General features: G+C 73.6%; 20 protein-coding genes and 1 pseudogene. 14 read left to right on the top strand and 7 right to left on the bottom strand.

Annotated elements, in window-relative coordinates:
* Window positions 1-4: 4 nt before the first annotated feature.
* Genes ACEQ2X_RS14275 through ACEQ2X_RS14260 form a run of 4 tightly spaced genes read left to right on the top strand, consistent with a single transcriptional unit; the run spans window position 5 to window position 3,603 of the window.
* Window positions 5-997 (top strand): ABC transporter permease, encoded by a 993-nt coding sequence (locus tag ACEQ2X_RS14275; RefSeq protein WP_370326492.1) that lies wholly within the window; start codon window positions 5-7, stop codon window positions 995-997.
* Window positions 990-2,009, top strand: a complete 1,020-nt coding sequence (locus ACEQ2X_RS14270) for an iron chelate uptake ABC transporter family permease subunit (protein WP_370326491.1) — start codon at window positions 990-992, stop codon at window positions 2,007-2,009. The genes ACEQ2X_RS14275 and ACEQ2X_RS14270 overlap by 8 nt, the downstream gene beginning before the upstream one ends.
* On the top strand, window positions 2,006-2,794 hold the full coding sequence (locus tag ACEQ2X_RS14265; RefSeq protein WP_370326490.1) for an ABC transporter ATP-binding protein: 789 nt from the start codon (window positions 2,006-2,008) through the stop codon (window positions 2,792-2,794). The genes ACEQ2X_RS14270 and ACEQ2X_RS14265 overlap by 4 nt, the downstream gene beginning before the upstream one ends.
* On the top strand, window positions 2,794-3,603 hold the full coding sequence (locus ACEQ2X_RS14260) for a siderophore-interacting protein (RefSeq protein ID WP_370326489.1): 810 nt from the start codon (window positions 2,794-2,796) through the stop codon (window positions 3,601-3,603). Before ACEQ2X_RS14265 ends, ACEQ2X_RS14260 begins: the two co-directional genes overlap by 1 nt.
* 27 nt (window positions 3,604-3,630) lie before the next feature.
* Here ACEQ2X_RS14260 and ACEQ2X_RS14255 read toward each other — a convergent pair whose 3' ends face one another.
* Both ACEQ2X_RS14255 and ACEQ2X_RS14250 read right to left on the bottom strand, forming a co-directional pair.
* Window positions 3,631-4,335 carry an ANTAR domain-containing protein gene (locus tag ACEQ2X_RS14255; RefSeq protein ID WP_370326488.1) on the bottom strand — a complete coding sequence of 235 codons (705 nt, stop codon included), beginning with the start codon at window positions 4,333-4,335 and terminating at the stop codon, window positions 3,631-3,633.
* Between the two features lie 48 nt (window positions 4,336-4,383).
* Window positions 4,384-4,599, bottom strand: coding sequence for a hypothetical protein (locus ACEQ2X_RS14250; RefSeq protein WP_370326487.1), 216 nt, complete (start codon window positions 4,597-4,599; stop codon window positions 4,384-4,386).
* A 176-nt stretch (window positions 4,600-4,775) separates the two neighbouring features.
* On the opposite strand from ACEQ2X_RS14250, the gene ACEQ2X_RS14245 reads away from it, so the two are divergent.
* Window positions 4,776-6,947 carry a cell wall-binding repeat-containing protein gene (locus ACEQ2X_RS14245; RefSeq protein WP_370326486.1) on the top strand — a complete coding sequence of 724 codons (2,172 nt, stop codon included), beginning with the start codon at window positions 4,776-4,778 and terminating at the stop codon, window positions 6,945-6,947.
* Window positions 6,948-6,990: 43 nt separating this feature from the next.
* Complete coding sequence (locus tag ACEQ2X_RS14240) at window positions 6,991-7,401, top strand: HNH endonuclease (RefSeq protein ID WP_370326485.1); 411 nt, start codon at window positions 6,991-6,993, stop codon at window positions 7,399-7,401.
* 5 nt (window positions 7,402-7,406) lie between these two features.
* On the opposite strand, the gene ACEQ2X_RS14235 is transcribed toward ACEQ2X_RS14240, so the two are convergent.
* Together ACEQ2X_RS14235 and ACEQ2X_RS14230 are read right to left on the bottom strand one after the other, a co-directional pair.
* The gene (locus ACEQ2X_RS14235; RefSeq protein ID WP_370326484.1) at window positions 7,407-7,880 is read right to left on the bottom strand and encodes a hypothetical protein; all 474 of its coding nucleotides are present in this window, start codon (window positions 7,878-7,880) and stop codon (window positions 7,407-7,409) included.
* Complete coding sequence (locus tag ACEQ2X_RS14230; protein WP_370326483.1) at window positions 7,877-9,160, bottom strand: 1-acyl-sn-glycerol-3-phosphate acyltransferase; 1,284 nt, start codon at window positions 9,158-9,160, stop codon at window positions 7,877-7,879. Before ACEQ2X_RS14230 ends, ACEQ2X_RS14235 begins: the two co-directional genes overlap by 4 nt.
* Window positions 9,161-9,304: 144 nt before the next feature.
* Here ACEQ2X_RS14230 and ACEQ2X_RS14225 point away from each other — a divergent pair, with 144 nt between their 5' ends.
* The 3 genes from ACEQ2X_RS14225 to ACEQ2X_RS14215 are packed head-to-tail and all read left to right on the top strand — an operon-like array spanning window position 9,305 to window position 10,477.
* Window positions 9,305-9,667, top strand: a complete 363-nt coding sequence (locus ACEQ2X_RS14225) for an ArsR/SmtB family transcription factor (protein ID WP_370326482.1) — start codon at window positions 9,305-9,307, stop codon at window positions 9,665-9,667.
* Window positions 9,664-10,104, top strand: a complete 441-nt coding sequence (locus ACEQ2X_RS14220) for an SRPBCC domain-containing protein (protein WP_370326481.1) — start codon at window positions 9,664-9,666, stop codon at window positions 10,102-10,104. Before ACEQ2X_RS14225 ends, ACEQ2X_RS14220 begins: the two co-directional genes overlap by 4 nt.
* Before the next feature lie 22 nt (window positions 10,105-10,126).
* A complete protein-coding gene (locus ACEQ2X_RS14215; RefSeq protein ID WP_370326480.1) occupies window positions 10,127-10,477 on the top strand; it encodes a nuclear transport factor 2 family protein in 351 nt (116 codons plus the stop codon).
* Between the two features lie 33 nt (window positions 10,478-10,510).
* On the opposite strand, the gene ACEQ2X_RS14210 is transcribed toward ACEQ2X_RS14215, so the two are convergent.
* Window positions 10,511-11,140: a dihydrofolate reductase family protein gene (locus ACEQ2X_RS14210; protein WP_370326479.1), complete on the bottom strand. Its 630-nt coding sequence runs from the start codon at window positions 11,138-11,140 to the stop codon at window positions 10,511-10,513.
* A gap of 69 nt (window positions 11,141-11,209) precedes the next feature.
* On the opposite strand from ACEQ2X_RS14210, the gene ACEQ2X_RS14205 reads away from it, so the two are divergent.
* Genes ACEQ2X_RS14205 through ACEQ2X_RS14195 form a run of 3 tightly spaced genes read left to right on the top strand, consistent with a single transcriptional unit; the run spans window position 11,210 to window position 12,578 of the window.
* A complete protein-coding gene (locus ACEQ2X_RS14205) occupies window positions 11,210-11,509 on the top strand; it encodes an ArsR/SmtB family transcription factor (protein WP_370326478.1) in 300 nt (99 codons plus the stop codon).
* Between the two features lie 8 nt (window positions 11,510-11,517).
* Entirely contained in the window at window positions 11,518-11,973 is a 456-nt protein-coding gene (locus tag ACEQ2X_RS14200) for an SRPBCC domain-containing protein (protein ID WP_370326477.1), read from the top strand.
* A 35-nt stretch (window positions 11,974-12,008) separates the two neighbouring features.
* A complete protein-coding gene (locus tag ACEQ2X_RS14195; protein WP_370326476.1) occupies window positions 12,009-12,578 on the top strand; it encodes a dihydrofolate reductase family protein in 570 nt (189 codons plus the stop codon).
* A gap of 33 nt (window positions 12,579-12,611) precedes the next feature.
* On the opposite strand, the gene ACEQ2X_RS14190 is transcribed toward ACEQ2X_RS14195, so the two are convergent.
* Together ACEQ2X_RS14190 and ACEQ2X_RS14185 are read right to left on the bottom strand one after the other, a co-directional pair.
* Window positions 12,612-13,280, bottom strand: coding sequence for a response regulator (locus tag ACEQ2X_RS14190; protein WP_370326522.1), 669 nt, complete (start codon window positions 13,278-13,280; stop codon window positions 12,612-12,614).
* A 132-nt stretch (window positions 13,281-13,412) separates the two neighbouring features.
* A pseudogene (locus ACEQ2X_RS14185) lies at window positions 13,413-14,015 on the bottom strand (sensor histidine kinase); the annotation flags it as partial.
* A 420-nt stretch (window positions 14,016-14,435) separates the two neighbouring features.
* Here ACEQ2X_RS14185 and ACEQ2X_RS14180 point away from each other — a divergent pair.
* Window positions 14,436-14,618 carry a hypothetical protein gene (locus tag ACEQ2X_RS14180; protein ID WP_370326475.1) on the top strand — a complete coding sequence of 61 codons (183 nt, stop codon included), beginning with the start codon at window positions 14,436-14,438 and terminating at the stop codon, window positions 14,616-14,618.
* 107 nt (window positions 14,619-14,725) lie between these two features.
* Window positions 14,726-14,875, top strand: a complete 150-nt coding sequence (locus ACEQ2X_RS14175; protein ID WP_370326474.1) for a hypothetical protein — start codon at window positions 14,726-14,728, stop codon at window positions 14,873-14,875.
* Window positions 14,876-15,201: the final 326 nt, after the last annotated feature.

Genomic DNA, 15,201 nt, shown 5'->3' with positions numbered 1-15,201 from the left:
GGGCGTGGCGACGACGACCGCGGCGGATCGCCGTCCGGCTGGAGTCGGACGAGCGATCCCGCTCGGCCTGGCCGCCCTGGTCGTCCTGGCCCTGACCTCGATCTTCGTCGGGGTCAGCGCCGTCGACCCCGTCGGTCTGGTGCGGGGTGACGAGGCGCAGCTGACCGTCCTGTGGACCGCGCGCCTGCCGCGGACCGTCGCGGTCGTCCTCGCCGGGGCGGCGATGGGCGTGACCGGTCTGGTCATGCAGGCGCTGACCCGCAACCGGTTCGTCGCCCCCTCCACGGCCGGGACCCTCGAGTCCGCGACCTTCGGCCTCCTGATCGCGACCGTCGCCGCACCGGGCGCGCCCATCGGGGTGAAGATGGCGATCGCCGCGATCGCCTCGCTGCTCGGGACGGGGCTGTTCCTGTGGCTGATCGAGCGGATCCGCTTCGCGGACCTCGTCATGGTGCCCCTCGTCGGCATCATGCTCGGCGGCGTCATCATGGCGATCACGACCTTCGTCGCCTACCGCTGGGACCTGCTGCAGACCCTGGCGAGCTGGACGAACGCGGACTTCTCGGCCACCATCCGCGGGCGGTACGAGCTGCTGTGGCTGGTCGCGGTCGTCTGCGTGGTCGCCTGGCTCTACGCCCAGCGGTTCACGATCGCCTCCCTGGGGCGGGAGGTGTCGGTCAACCTCGGCGTCGACCACACCCGCACGGTGCTGCTCGGCCTGGCGATGGTCGCCGTGGTCACCGCGGTCGTGGTGGTCGTGATCGGCGTGATCCCGTTCCTCGGCCTGGTGGTGCCGAACCTCGTGACGATGCGCCACGGCGACCGCCTCGAGCGCGTGATCCCCCTGACCGCGATCGGCGGCGCCGTGTTCCTGCTCGCCACCGACCTGGTCAGCCGCACGATCCGCCACCCCTTCGAGATGCCGGTCGGCACGGTCGCCGGCGTCGTCGGCGGCACGATCTTCCTGTCCATGCTGCTGCGGGGCCGGGATGGCTGAACGCCCCTCCCCCGCCGGTGTCGTCGGCACACCGGCCGCAGCCCAGGACCGCGGGTCGCGGCGCAGGCCGGCCGGCCTGGTGCTGGGTGGGCTCGCGGTCCTGGCGCTCGCGATGGCCACGCTGTTCATGACGTGGGACCTGCAGGGCTCGCTGTCCTTCGCGCTGCGGCTGCGCGGCACGAAGCTCGCGGCCATGGCGCTGATGGGGACGGGCCTCGGCGTCGCGACGGTGATCTTCCACACCGTCACGGCGAACCGGATCCTCTCCCCCTCGATCATCGGCCTCGACCGCCTCTACGAGCTGATCCAGTCCGCCGCCGCGTGGCTGCTCGGCGTCCTCGTGTTCCTCCAGATCGACGTGCGCGTGCGGTTCCTCGGCGAGGCGCTGGTGCTGATCGGCTTCACCCTCGCCCTCACCCGGGTCTTCCTGCGCCGCACCGCCACCGACCTGCACCGGATGCTCCTGGTCGGCGTGGTCTTCGGCGCGGTGTTCACCTCGCTCAGCGCCCTCGTGATCCGGCTGATCGAGCCGAGCGAGTTCACCATCCTCGTCGACCGCTTCTACGCCGACTTCGCCGGCGTCGACGACCGGCTGCTGGTCGTGGCCGTGGCGGTGATGGCGATCGCGCTGACGGCGGTGTGGCGGATGGCCGACACCCTCGACGTCGTCGCCCTCGGCCGGGACCTGGCGGTCGAGCTGGGTGTGGACCACCGCCGCGTCGTCGACCGGACGATGGTCGCGGTGGCGATCCTGGTGGCGGTGCCGACGGCGCTGGTGGGGCCGGTGACCTTCCTCGGGCTGCTCGTGTCCAACCTGGCCTACCAGGTCACCGGCACGTTCCGGCACCGGGTCACGATCCCCGCCGCCGCGCTGCTCGGCGTCACCACGCTGGTCGCGGCGCAGTTCATGCTCGAGGAGCTGCTGGCGTTCCAGACCCGCGCCAGCATCGTCGTCAGCTTCGTCGGCGGGGTGGTCTTCCTCGTCCTGGTGCTCAGGGAGGCACGCACGTGATCAGCATGGAGGGCGTCACCAAGCGGTACGGCGACACGACGGTGGTCGATGCCGTGGACCTCGTCGTGCCCGACGGGGGCGTGGTCGCCCTGATCGGTCCGAACGGGGCCGGCAAGTCGACGCTGCTGTCGATCGCCGGGCGGCTGCTCGACGCCGACGCGGGCCGCGTGCTGGTCGACGGGGACGACGTCGCGACGACGGACTCGCGGACCATCGCCACCCGCCTGTCGATCCTGCGCCAGGAGAACCACGTCGCGGTCCGCCTCACCGTCGCCGATCTGGTCGCCTTCGGCCGCCACCCCCACACCGGCGGGCACCTCGGTGACGAGGACCGCGCCGCCTGCGACGCCGCGATCGCGGCGATGGGTCTGGAGGGGTTCCGCGGACGTCGGCTCGACCAGCTGTCCGGCGGGCAGCGCCAGCGGGCGTTCATCGCGATGGTCCTGGCCCAGGAGACGCCGCACGTGCTGCTGGACGAGCCCCTCAACAACCTCGACCTGCGCCACGCCGCCCAGACGATGGACGTCGTCAGGCGGCTGGCCGACGAGCACGGCCGCACCGTCGTGGTCGTCCTCCACGACGTCAACGTCGCGAGCCACCACGCCGACCGGATCGTGGCCATGCGGGAGGGGCGGGTCGTCGCCGACGGCCGCCCGGGCGAGGTCGTGACCCGCGAGGTGCTGCGCGAGGTCTTCGACCACGACGTCGAGGTCGTGGACGTCGGCGGCCGACCGGTCGCGCTGCACTTCGCCGCCAGCCGCTCCACCGCGCCGGAGGTGGCGTGATGGCGACGCCGCACGGGACGGTCGTCCGCACCGAGCGGCTGAGCGACCACATGGTCCGGGTCGTCCTCGGCGGGGAGGGGTTGCGGGGGTGGGCACCGAACGGGTTCACCGACGCGTACCTGGTCCTGTGGTTCCCGCCGGCGGACGCCCCCTACGCCGCACCGTTCGACGTCGAGTCGGTCAAGGCCGGCCACCCCCCGGAGCGCTGGCCGATCCACCGCCACTACACCGTGCGGCGCTGGGACGCGGCCGCCGGGGAGCTGACGATCGACTTCGTCGTCCACGGCGACGAGGGGGTCGCCGGTCCGTGGGCCGCATCGGCTCAGCCGGGTGACCGGGTCGTCGTGTCCCTGCCGGGCGGCGCGTACCGGCCCGACCCGGACGCGGACTTCCACCTGCTGGTCGGCGACGAGTCCGCGCTGCCGGCGATCGCGGCGTCCCTCGAGGTCCTGCCCGCCGGCCGGCGGGCGACCGCGGTGCTGGTCTGCGACGGGCCGGCCGACGAGGTGCCGCTCGACTGCCCCGGCGACCTCGAGGTGATCTGGTGCCACCGCGTCGGCTCGGCGGCCGCCGCCGACCTGCTCCTCGACGCGGTCCGGGCGCTCGAGTGGCCCGCGGGACGGGTCGACGCGTTCGTCCACGGCGAGGCCGGCGAGGTCCGCGGGGTCCGCCGCCACCTGCTGGCCGACCGCGGGCTCGACCGGGCGCAGCTGTCGGCGTCCGGGTACTGGCGCCGGACCATGACCGACGAGGCGTGGCGCGCGGTCAAGCGGGACTGGAACGCCGACGTCGAGCGGGACGTGCGCTGACCATCGCCGAGGTCGGCGACGTCGGCCCTACAGCCTCAGCTCGCCCGACACCACCCCGGCCGCCACGTCAGCCACCTTGATGCGGTTGGCGCGGGCGTGGCCGCGGAGCCGTTCGAAGGCCGCGGTCGGCGCCTCGCCGTGCCGTTCGGCGAGCACGCCCTTGGCCTGCTCGATCACCGTGCTGTTGTCGAGGGCGTGCTGCAGGGCCGAGGCCAGCTCCGTGGCCTCGCCGAGCATCCGGCTCGTCATCAGGTAGGCGCCGGTGACGTCGCCGAGCAGCTGGGCCGTCGCCAGCTGCTCGGCGTCGAGCCGGACGGCGTCCCGCGCGATGAGGTCGAGTGCCCCGATCATCGCGGACCCGGCCCGCATCGGCACCGCGTGGATCGAGCGGACGCCGAGCTCGAGGGCCCGCGGCGCGAACTCGGGGTACTCCTCCACGTGGTCCCGCAGGTCGGGTGTGAGGACCTGCGTCCCCTCCAGGAACGCGCGGGAGCACGGCCCCTCCTGCAGCAGCGCCTCGAGCTCCTCGATCCGTCGACCGGTCTCGCTGCTCGCGGTCGCGACCGAGAGGTGCCCGTCGGGTTGGCGGACGAGCACGCCGACGCCGTCCACGGGCAGCACCTCGGCGGTCCAGTGGCCCACGCGGTCGAGCAGGCCCTCGACGGTGACCGGCTCGGCCATCATCGTGGCCAGGTCGTGCAGCGCATCGACGAGGGGGGTGGAGGAGGTCATGGCGCCCGAGTATCACATGGCCCTCCCGCGCCCCTCCCGCCGGGTCGATCAGCGGCCGAGGAACCCCTTGATCGTCGATCCGAGCTGGCCGAAGTCGACGTCGCCCTCCCCGTCGCCGTCCACCAGCTCCTCCAGCCGGTCGGCGATCGGCGGGGGGAGGCGGTCCTTCATGAAGTCGACCGCGGTGCGCGCCGCCTGCTCGGCCTGCCGGTCGTCGAGGCCGTCCACCCCCTTCGCGAGGGCCGCCTTCAGCTGCTCGATCATGTGGTCCTCCGGGGGTGGTGCTCGCGGGTCGACGGTGTGGGGGATCCTGCCCCAGGCGACGACAGGCGTCGAGGGCCGCGTGGCACCAACGACGGGCTAACGACACCGGAGGGACGGGTCGGCGCCCTGCCTACGATCCCGTCGGGATGGAGCGGGGATCGAGCGAGGAGCGCGGCATGACCAGCACACCGACGTCCAGAGCCGCAGCCCGACGACCCCTCGTGGCCGGCTTCGTGGGGATCCTGCTCCTCGTCACGGCGGGTGCGGCCCTGGCTCAGACCGAGGTCACCACCCCTGACACCGGGGGGAACGTCGGCTGGTCGCCCGCGATCGCGCTCGACGCGGCGGGGAACCCGGTGATCGCCCACCGCGATCGCGACCAGGACGACCTGCGGGTGCTCCACTGCGACGACCCGGTGTGCGGCGGCACCGAGCCCGCGAGCGTGCCGGACTCCGCTGGCCGGACCGGCCTCGCCCCGCGCATCGCCCTCGACCCGGCGGGGAACCCGATCGTCGCCTACCACACCCTCGCGAGCCAGGACGCGCCGGACCTGGCGGAGGGAGTCGTCGTCCTCCACTGCGGCGATCCGCGCTGCGCGGGTCCGGCGACCCGGACGTTCCTCCCCGCCACGACCTCCTCGGCCTTCGCCCTCGACCTGCAGATCGGTGCCGACGGCCACCCGATCCTGGCCTGGTCCGGACCCGACGACGGGGTCGCGGTCGTCGTCGACTGCGACGACCCGGCCTGCAGCGGTGACAGCCCCGTCGTCGTCACCGCAGAGGGCGCCGTCGGGACGGTGGCCATGGCCCTCACCCCCCAGGGGAACCCGGTCGTCGTCCACGGGGTGGCCGGCGACGGCACCGCCGCGGCGCAGACCGTGGTCGTCACCTGCGGCGACCCCGGGTGCACGAGCGCCCAGCGGGACGCGCTCGACATCGGGCCGGCGGTGGGTGCGGCGTCGGTGCAGGACGTCGTCGTCACCGCCGACGGCGTGCCCACGATCCTCCTCGCGACCGTGGACCCCTCCGGCATCGTGGTCGCCCGCTGCGGCGACCCCGGGTGCGGCACGGCCTCGACCACGACGCTCAGCGCCACCGAGGACTTCGCCGTCGTGCAGGGGGACATGGCCCTGGCGGACGACGGGCACCCCGTCGTGGCGTTCAACCAGCCCAGCGGCGAGCTCCAGGTGGTCGACTGCGCCGACGCGGGCTGCGGCGGCTCCTCGACCTCCACGCCGTCGCGCGGGGGTCCGGGGCACGGGCTGTTCGCCGACATCGTCACCACGCCGGATGGCGGGTTGGTGGTCGCCTCCTACGACCAGCCGGACGGCGACCTCGTGGTGGTGCGCTGCGCGAGCACCAGGTGCGCGTCCCCGCCGCAACCCGCCGCGGCGGCGGTCGACGTGAGCCAGCAGCGCTTCCCGCCCTCGCCGGACTTCGGCGGCGCGTGGGCCGGGGGTGCGGGGACGCATGGCGCCCCTGCGTCGCACGTGGTCATCGCCACCGTGGAGGGGTTCGCCGACGCGTTGTCCGGTGCCGTCCTGGCCCAGGACGGCCCGCTGCTGCTGACCCCCACCGCGTCGCTGGACCCGGCGGTGGCCGGCGAGGTCGACCGGGTGCTCGGCCGCTCCGGGACGGTGTACGTCCTCGGCGGCGAGTCGGCGATCTCGACCGCGGTCGTCGACGAGCTGTCCGCGGCGGGCTACGACGTCGAGCGGCTGGCCGGCGCCTCCCGCTTCGAGACCTCCACGGCCATCGCCACGGCAGCCCGCGAGCGCTACGGCGACACGGGCGAGATCGCCTTGGCCCGCGCGTTCGGCCCCGAGGGCAACCCGACCGCGGCCTGGGCGGACTCGGTGACGGGCGGCGGGTGGGCCGCCGACACCGGCACGCCCGTGGTGCTGACGACGTCCGACGCCCTGCACCCCGCCGTGGCCGCCTGGGTCGACGACGACCAGCCGGACGTCACCCACCTGCTCGGGGGGTCCGCCGCCCTGTCGGCCGACTTCGACGAGCTGCCCGGGGCGAGTCGCACCGCCGGCGACACCCGGTTCGACACCGCCCGGCAGATCGCCGCGCAGCTATGGGGTCAGGCGGAGGAGGGGCCGCGCACGTACCTGGTCCTGGACGCCACCACGCCGTCCGGCTGGGCGTTCGGGCTGCCGGCAGCGGGCCTGGCGGCGGACCTGGACGCGCCACTGCTGGCGGTCGGCGACCAGGTGCCGCCCGAGAGCGCCGCCGCGGTCGAGGGCTGCGGTGAGCAGGTGGCGCTGATCCCCGCGGGACCGGTCGACGACGCGGTGATGTCCGCGCTCGACGGGGCTGACTCCGGGGCGTGCTCGGGCTAGGCCGAGGGGTTCCACAGCACCGGCGAGGGGGACGGTGCTGGCCATGCCCACGCGCGACGGCACCCCGCCGGGTGGCGACCAGCTGTCCTCGAGCGCCCGGCTGGGCGTGATCGTGGTGCGCGACGGCGACGGCTGCGTGTGGTGCGCCCGGCCGTTCGACGACCGCACGCCGCCGACGCGCGAGCACGTCATCCCGCGGGTCAAGGGCGGGCCGAGCTGGCTCGAGAACGAGGTCGCCGCCTGCGCGCGCTGCAACCGCGAGCGGGGTCACGCGACCCCGGTGCAGTGGCTCGAGGAGGTGCGCCTCCGCGGACGGTCGCCGCGCCCCGACGTGATCGAGGCGGCGCTGGTGCGCATGGCCGAGCGGGTGCGCGAGCACGGCGGGGCGCGGCGGGCCCGCAAGGCGCTGTGGAGCGAACTGCGGAAGCTCGGCCGGCAGGACCTGATCCCCTGAACCGCTCAGCCCCCCTGAGGCGAGACGGCCGACCGGGCGGCGCCGGCCACCGCCACGGCGGCCGCGACGTGCCACGCCGCGTGGCCCTGCAGCCACGAGTCCGGGCGGCACAACGAGCCGCCGGTGCGGCTGGTCGCGTGCAGCGCGCCGGCGAGCACGCCGACGGCGGCAGGCCACCGATGGGCGGGGGGACGGTGGCCGACGGCGGCCGCGAGCGACACGGCCAGGGCGGCGACCGCGCCGTCGTGCACGGCCTTCCCCACGCGGCCGCCGGGGCCGTGGTAGGCGACGCTGCCGACCCCCGCGGCGAACGTGGTGGCGGCCACGACCTGCCACGGCCGGTCGCCGGCGCGCCGCGCGCCCCGCCAGATCGCGGGGGCGACGGCTGCCAGCGCCAGGCTGCTGACCGTGTTGGCGGGCTGGGCGAACGAGCCGGGCCGGATCCGCTCGCAGTCGCCGCACGCCACGTGCTCGGTCACGACATCCCCTCGGCGGCGTACACGGCGTCCACCACCTGCTGGCGGAGCACCGCCGCGTCACCCAGGGTCGCGATCCGCTCGCGGGTCAGGCGCCAGCGCAGCAGCGCGCCGACGAGCGACCCCGCGCGGTCGAGCAGCACCAGGCTCGCGACCGCACCGGTGATGAACACCACGACCAGCCAGGCGATGGCCGCGGCACCGTCGACCGCCAGCGCGGCGGCGGTCCCCCACGAGGCGGGGAACGCGACCAGCCCGACGAGGACCCGGACGGTGCCCTTGGACACCGGGCGGGTCACCAGCAGCGACACGGCCGCGACCAGCAGCGCCGGGATCGCGTTGACCACCGCGGTGGCGGTGACGAGCGAGCCCAGCACGGCGATGAGCACGCCGGTGTAGACGGCACGTCGTGCCACCCCGGCGGTGTCCACCGGGGCGACGACGTCCCGGTCGTCGATGCGCAGGCCTGCCAGGACGGTGGCGTACCGGCCGACCGAGTCGCGGACGGCCCGCTGGGCGGCCTCGGGGACCGTGCCGAGCCGGCGTGCCAGTGCGGCGCGCTCGGCCAGCGGGGGCTCGAGCCGTCGTCGGCTGCGGGTGGCGATCTCCGCCGCCTGGTCGAACGCCAACCACGTCTCAACGTCGGGGAAGTCGGGCGCGACGGCCTCGAGCGCCTGCTCGAACCGCGCGGTGAGGGCGCGGACCGCCTCGACGTCGTCCACGCCGACGTCCGCGGCAGCGAGGTCGTCGAGCGCCAGCGGCGAGCCGAACTGCACGAGCGCGCTGGCCCTCAGGGAGACCTTGTCGGTGAACGTCAGCCCGGCCGGGACGACGACCAGGTCGGTGGCCCCGGCTGCACGGGCACCCAGGGCGATGCGGGCGGCACCGGTCCGCAGCGGCTCGAGGTGGGGCCGGTCGTGGGTCGTCCCCTCGGGGAAGATCGCCACGAGGTCACGGCTGACCAGCGCCGCGTGTGCGGCCGCGAACGCACCCTCGTTGGCCGTGCCGGCGGGCCCGTCGACGCGGCGGTGGACGAAGATGACGCCGAGGACGCGCAGCAGCGGACCGACGCCGGGGATGCGGGCCAGGGTGGCCTTCGCGAGGAACCGTGGCGCCCGCGGCAGGGCGGCGGCCAGCAGCAGCGGGTCGAGGAACCCGCCGGCGTGGTTGGCGACGATGAGGACCGGTCGGCCCGCCGGCACGTGCTGCCGGCCGGCGACCTCGAGGCGGCGGTAGAGGAACAGGGCGACCAATCGGGCCAGCAGCGGGAGGAGCCTGCGCACGCCGCCAGCCTCGCACCCGATGCGTCCACGACCCGCGACGCCGCGCTCAGCGAATCGCGTCGACCTGGACGAATCCGATCAACTCGACGATGGTCTGCAAGCTATCCGTTGCACAAGTGATCAGTTGCAGATAGTGTCGGACCGATGGTCGTCCCCGCACCCGCCGACGCAGACCGAGACGCGGAGCTGGATGCAGCGTTCGCTGCCTTGGGGGACCGGACCCGCCGGGCCATCATCAGCCGCCTCACTCGAGGGGAGGCGACCGTCGGCGAGCTGGCCGCACCGTTCGACCTGACGCACCAGGCCATCTCCCGCCACGTGGGCGTCCTTCGACGGTGTGGCCTCATCCAGCAGCGCGTGGATGGGCAGCGACGGCCGTGCCGCCTGGATCTGGAGCGCCTCCAGGAGCTGACTGGTTGGATCACCGAGCAGCAGCGGGAGTGGGAGTCGCGGCTCAGCCGCCTCGACGAGCACCTGTCGGCCCTCGAGGAGGGGGAAGCGCGATGACCGCACGCACCCGCCTCGACGGGGACGAGCTCATCGCGATCCGAGACCTGCAGGCGGATGTCGATCTGGTCTGGCTCGCGTTCACCACGCCGCAGCACCTCGCTGCGTTCTGGGGCGGGCACCACGCCACGGTCCGGCCTGGCTCGGTCTCGGTCGACCTGCGGGTCGGCGGCGGCTTCGAGCTCGAGACGCGAGGTGCGGACGGCACCAGCCGGCGGTTGCGGTTCCGCTATGACGTGGTGGAGCCGCCCACCCGACTGTCGATGCTCGAACCGCTGACGGGCATCACGACGGACATCCGGTTCGAGCCGACGAGCACCGGCACCCGGGTCGTGGTCAACCAGCGCCGGCTCCCACCCGAGCTGCAGACCGAGCACGCCGCGACCGGCCTCGCCGGGATCCTCGACCGGCTCGACACCGCCCTCCAGACCATCTGACCACCGAGACCGGAGACCTGACGTGACCACCCAGACCGATCTCGTCGACCGCTACATGGACGGCTTCCGCCGGAGCGACCACCGGGCGATCCTCGACTGCCTCACCGATGACGTCGTGTGGCGCATCCACGGGCACCGGACGACGGTCGGCAAGGCCGAGTTCGACGACGAGATCGAGAACCCCTCGGACGAGGGCAGCCCGGAGCTCGTCGTGGAGCGGACCATCGAGGCCGAGGGCGTCGTCGTCACCGCGGGCACCGGCGTCGCGCACCACCGGGGCGCCGGACGCGTCGAGTTCGCCTACAACGACATCTTCACCTTCCGCGACGGCCGGATCGCCGAGGTCGACTCCTACGTCGTCCCGATCGACTGAGCGCGAGCACGCCCGCGGCGCGCGGCGCACCGGTCAGGACCGAGCCGCGGGATGGTACGAGCCGGTGGTCGCCGGTCCGTCGACGGCGTAGGTCTGCACGGCGAGACCGCCTGGCGTCGCAGCCAGATCGAGGAGGCGCAAGCCGGTGGCGTGATCGGACCGCTCGAAGAGCCGGCGGCCGTCACCGACGACCACGGGGGCGCAGACGAGCCGGAGCTCGTCGACCAACCCGGCATCGAGCATCGAACGGCCCAGCGTGGTGCTGCCGTGGATCTGCAGCTCCCCGCCCGTCTGCGCCTTCAGCGCCCTGACCGCAGCGACGACGTCGCCGCGGAGCACCGTCGCCGGCCCCCACGTGGCCTCCGTGTCGTCCAAGGTGCCTGACACCACGTACTTGTGGCAGCCGTTGAGGCTCCGGGCGACCGGGTCATCGGGGTCCGGCATGTTCGGCCACGCCTCGGCGAACGCGGTGTAGGTGCGACGGCCGAACAGGTACGCGTCGGCGGCGTCCGCCCAGCCCTCCACGATGCCGAGGAAGGTGTCGTCGAGGAAGGGGACGAACCACCCGCCCCGGTCGAAGCCGCCGCTGGTGTCCTCGTCGGGGGATCCAGGACCCTGAGTGACCCCGTCGAGGGAGGTGAACGTCATGAACACGATGCGCATGCCGAGTTATCATACAACAAGATGCTTGTATCAGGTCCGACCGCAGATGCCGATCGAGTGGATCGGCGGTTGCGCGCCCTCGCCGACCCGACACGCCGCGACATCGTCGCGCGCACGATGCGCGAGGAGCGCTCGGTCGGCGATCTCGCCGCCGCGTACCCGATGAGCTTCGCCGCCGTGCAGCGCCACGTGGCGGTCCTCGAAGAGGCCGGACTCGTGGTCAAGCGACCCGCGCACCGGCACCGGTTCGTCCGGGCCCGCCCGGACGCCCTCGACGAGGTCCAGCAGGCCCTCAGCGATCTCCGCGACCAGTGGCACGAGCGGGTCGAGCGGATGCACGACGTGCTCGACGGAGGGGGCGAGCGATGAGGCCGGCCGTGCGCTCACGCATCGACGGCGCGGCTCGGGCGGCGGTCGTCGTCACCGAGTTCGATCGCCCGGCCGAGGCGGTGTGGTCGCTGTTCTCGGACCCGCTGGCGCTCGCCCGGTGGTGGGGTCCACCCGGGATGCCGATGGCGGTGGAGCACCACGATCTGCGCCCGGGCGGACGCGTCGAGATCACGGTGCAGACGCCGGCTGGCGAGGTGCGAGGCCGGTGGACGGTCCACGAGGTCGTCCCGCCCCACCTCCTGCGGTTCACCTTCACGAGCGACGGGCTCGACGTGACCGAGATCACCGTCGAGATCTCCGACGCCGGAGGGTCGCGGACGGCGATGGAGGTCACCGCGCACTTCACGTCCGAGGAGGCGATGCGGCACGCCGTGCACATCGGGTTCGTCGAGGGTCTCGCCCGATCCTGCGCCACCGCACACGATGTCACCGGAGTCATGTGAGCCGGAGACGCCGACATCCGAGAGGGCCTGCACAGATGAGACCGCTCCGCTACTCGATCAACGTCACCCTCGACGGTTGCTGCCACCACGAGGCGGGGCTGCCCCCGGACGAGGAGTCGATGCGGTACTGGACCGCAGAGGTGGAGCGGGCCGACGCGCTGCTCTTCGGCCGCGTGACGTATGAGATGATGGAGTCGGCGTGGCGGCGGCCGGCCAGCGGCGCGTGGCCGGACTGGGTCGAGGAGTGGCAGACCCCGTTCGCCGAGGGCATGGACCGCGCGCGGAAGCACGTCGTGTCGAGCACGCTCGACGAGGTCGACTGGAACGCCGACCTGGTGCGCGGCGACGTCGTCGAGGCCGTCCGACGGCTGAAGGAGGAGCCGGGCGAGGGGCTGTGGGTCGGTGGCGTCACGCTCCCCGCGGCGCTCGCCGACGCGGGGTTGATCGACGAGTACGAGTTCCTGGTCCAGCCCGTCCTCGCCGGCCACGGGCCGACGCTGCTCGCCGGTCTGCGCGGGCGCATCGAGCTCGAGCTGGTCGATCGCCGCGAGCTGCGGTCCGGTGCGGTGGCCATGCGCTACCGGCCCCGGCCGGACCCCGCCTGACGCGGCGATCGACCCCGGCTCTCCCGAGCGTGCCTACCGGTCGGGGTCGCCGAGGAGGCCGAGGTGCAGGGCCCGCATGACCGCCCGCGTGCGGTCGCGGACACCGAGCTTCAGGAGGACGTTGGACACGTGGTTCTTCACCGTCCCCTCCGCGAGGTGCAGGGCGGTGGCGATCTCCCGGTTCGCGTACCCGCTGGCCAGCAGGCGCAGGACCTCGAGCTCGCGGGGGGTGAGGGGGTCGACCGGCGCGGTCATCGGCCCCTCCTTGCCCGCCGAGGTGCCGAGCCCGCGCGCAGCGCGCAGCAGCCGATCGGTGATCGCCGGTTGCACGAGGGTCTGGCCCGCGGCGAGGGTGCGGACGGCACCCACGAGCTGCTCGAGGGTGACGTCCTTCAGCAGGTACCCCCTCGCACCGGCGCGGATGGCCTGCAGCACCAGGTCGTCGTCGTCGAAGGTGGTCAGGACCAGCACCGGCACCTCCACCCCCCGGTCCCGCAGCGCCGCCATGGTGGCGATGCCGTCGCGGCCGGGCATGCGCAGGTCCAGCAGGACCACGTCGGGGTGGTGCGCCTCGACCGCCTCGAGCGCCGCGTCACCGTCGTCGGCCTCGGCCACGACGGTCACGTTGTCGGCCAGCTCGAGCAGGCTGCGGATGCCCTGGCGCACCAGGGTCTGGTCATCCACGACGAGCACGCGGATCACGGCGCCGGCACCGTCGCGACGACGCAGAACCCGTCGCCGCCGCTGAACCTGGCCTGGCCGCCGAGCGCCTCGACCCGCTCGCGCAGGCCCGTCAGCCCGTTGCCCAGCGGCCAGGTCGCGCGCCCCACGCCCGTCGTCGTGCGCGGACAGCACCAGCCGACCGTCGCCGTCGACGGTCACGTCGATCCACAGGTTGTCGGCGTCGGAGTGGCGGATGGCGTTGGTGACGATCTCCTGGACGCACCGGACGACGGCGGTGCGGCGATCCTCACCCACCATCGCGCCCTCCTCGACCTGCAGGTGGACGCGGGGGCTCGGGAGGTCGGCGGTCACCGCCTCGAGGGCGGGCGCGAGCTCCGGCACGGTGTCGCGCAGCGCCCCGACGGTGGCCCGCAGGTCGGTGAGCAGGTCCTTGGCGATCGACCGAGCCCGGGCGACGTGCGCCGACGCCGGCGGTTGGGCGTGGTGGCTGGCGACCTCGAGCTCGAGCGCCAGCGCGGTCACCTGGTGGCCGATGACGTCGTGCAGATCCCTCGAGATGCGCAGCCGCTCGGCGGTGCGGCTGCTCACGTCGAGCAACGCGGTGGTGGCCCGCAGCTCGGTGTGCGCCTGGGCCAGCTGGAGGCGGGCCGCCTTGTGGCGCTGCTCGCTGACCACGCCGAGGACGCTGACGCCCTGCAGGAGGAGGTACACGCCGGCGGTCAGCACGACCCCGGCGGCGCCGTTGCCGGCCATCGCCGCGGCGAGCCCGACGATCGCGGTGTTGCCGGCGACGATCATCCCGGTGGCCCGCCGTCCGACGACGTGGGCGCTCAACGTCGAGGTGACGACCAGCAGGATCGGCGTGCTGGGACACGCCCCAGTCGTAGAGGGGCAGGGCGAGGATCGCGCCGTCGGCGAGGCGCAGCTCGTCGGCAAGGGTCTGGGCGAGGCCGAGTGCGTCGCGCTGCTCGGGCGAGCGCTGCTCCTCAGGCGTGAACCCGCTGGTGATCGCTGCCTGCCAGGTGGAGGCGGGGAGGGGGTCTGCGCCGATGTGTCGGCGGACGACCCTGGTGGCGGGTCGTGCGGTGGTCCACCCGTCCTCGGCGAGGTCGGCGAGCTCGCTGCTCGCGGAGTGGCTCGATCGCGACGAGCGGCATCGCATGGATGTCCCTGATGGCGATGTTGATGAGCGTCCCGACCGCGATCGACGCGCAGCTCAAGCGGGACTCCGGCGTGAACTTCTTCGAGTACTCGATCCTGTCCCAGCTCTCGGGAGCGCCTGGCTGCCGGTTGCAGATGACCCGGCTCGCCCAGCTGGCCGGCGGATCGTTGTCACGGCTGTCGCACGCGGCGTAGCCGGCTGGAGGAGCGCGGGCTCGTCATCACCGGCGAGTCGCGGTGCACGGAGCTGTCCCTGACCGAGAACGGCACGACGTTCGTGGAAGGGGCAGCGCCCCGGACACGTGCGCGAGGCACGGCGCCTCGTCTTCGACGTCCTGGACCGGGATCAAGTCGCACAGCTGCGGGAGATCGCACAGGCCATCACGGGGAAGGCGTCGCCCGACGTGGCCGGCGCGCTGCGCGAGGCGATCATCGCGTCCGACGAGCCCTGACCACCAGCCCGTTGGTTGTCTCACGAACTGGTTGGTCATGGGTTGGTCATGGCTGTTCAGCCGACCGAGGGCACGGTCCGCGGTTGACAGCTTGCGCACCGTCCGCTGATCGAGGTCGAGGGCTCGCGGGATCCGACGCGGGACGTAGTGGTCGTAGCCGTGCCGACCCGGCACCCGCCGGACCTCTCCGAACGTCTTGTTGTCACCTGCCACCACGATGGGACCAGGGTGTTGCCAGTTGCTAGGGACCACCTCGGCCGGGGTGAGGGTCGTAGTAGCAGGGTCATGAACGCGATGACGGCTGTCAACGATCTGCCTCCTTGGTG

The organism is Euzebya sp., from assembly GCF_964222135.1.
In the GTDB taxonomy this organism is placed as follows: Bacteria; Actinomycetota; Nitriliruptoria; order Euzebyales; family Euzebyaceae; genus Euzebya.
Note: the sequence above shows the minus strand (reverse complement) of the source record. Positions and strands in the feature narration are given on the sequence as shown.

Bases quoted from the DNA above. Each gene is read 5' to 3' on its own strand.
- ACEQ2X_RS14220 (WP_370326481.1), top strand. From the start codon at position 9,664: ATGACCGCACGCACCCGCCTCGACGGGGACGAGCTCATCGCGATCCGA.
- ACEQ2X_RS14255 (WP_370326488.1), bottom strand. From the start codon at position 4,335: ATGACCTCCTCCACCCCCCTCGTCGATGCGCTGCACGACCTGGCCACG.
- ACEQ2X_RS14225 (WP_370326482.1), top strand. From the start codon at position 9,305: ATGGTCGTCCCCGCACCCGCCGACGCAGACCGAGACGCGGAGCTGGAT.
- ACEQ2X_RS14210 (WP_370326479.1), bottom strand. From the start codon at position 11,140: ATGCGCATCGTGTTCATGACGTTCACCTCCCTCGACGGGGTCACTCAG.
- ACEQ2X_RS14260 (WP_370326489.1), top strand. From the start codon at position 2,794: ATGGCGACGCCGCACGGGACGGTCGTCCGCACCGAGCGGCTGAGCGAC.
- ACEQ2X_RS14240 (WP_370326485.1), top strand. From the start codon at position 6,991: ATGCCCACGCGCGACGGCACCCCGCCGGGTGGCGACCAGCTGTCCTCG.
- ACEQ2X_RS14180 (WP_370326475.1), top strand. From the start codon at position 14,436: ATGGCGATGTTGATGAGCGTCCCGACCGCGATCGACGCGCAGCTCAAG.
- ACEQ2X_RS14270 (WP_370326491.1), top strand. From the start codon at position 990: ATGGCTGAACGCCCCTCCCCCGCCGGTGTCGTCGGCACACCGGCCGCA.
- ACEQ2X_RS14195 (WP_370326476.1), top strand. From the start codon at position 12,009: ATGAGACCGCTCCGCTACTCGATCAACGTCACCCTCGACGGTTGCTGC.
- ACEQ2X_RS14250 (WP_370326487.1), bottom strand. From the start codon at position 4,599: ATGATCGAGCAGCTGAAGGCGGCCCTCGCGAAGGGGGTGGACGGCCTC.
- ACEQ2X_RS14245 (WP_370326486.1), top strand. From the start codon at position 4,776: ATGACCAGCACACCGACGTCCAGAGCCGCAGCCCGACGACCCCTCGTG.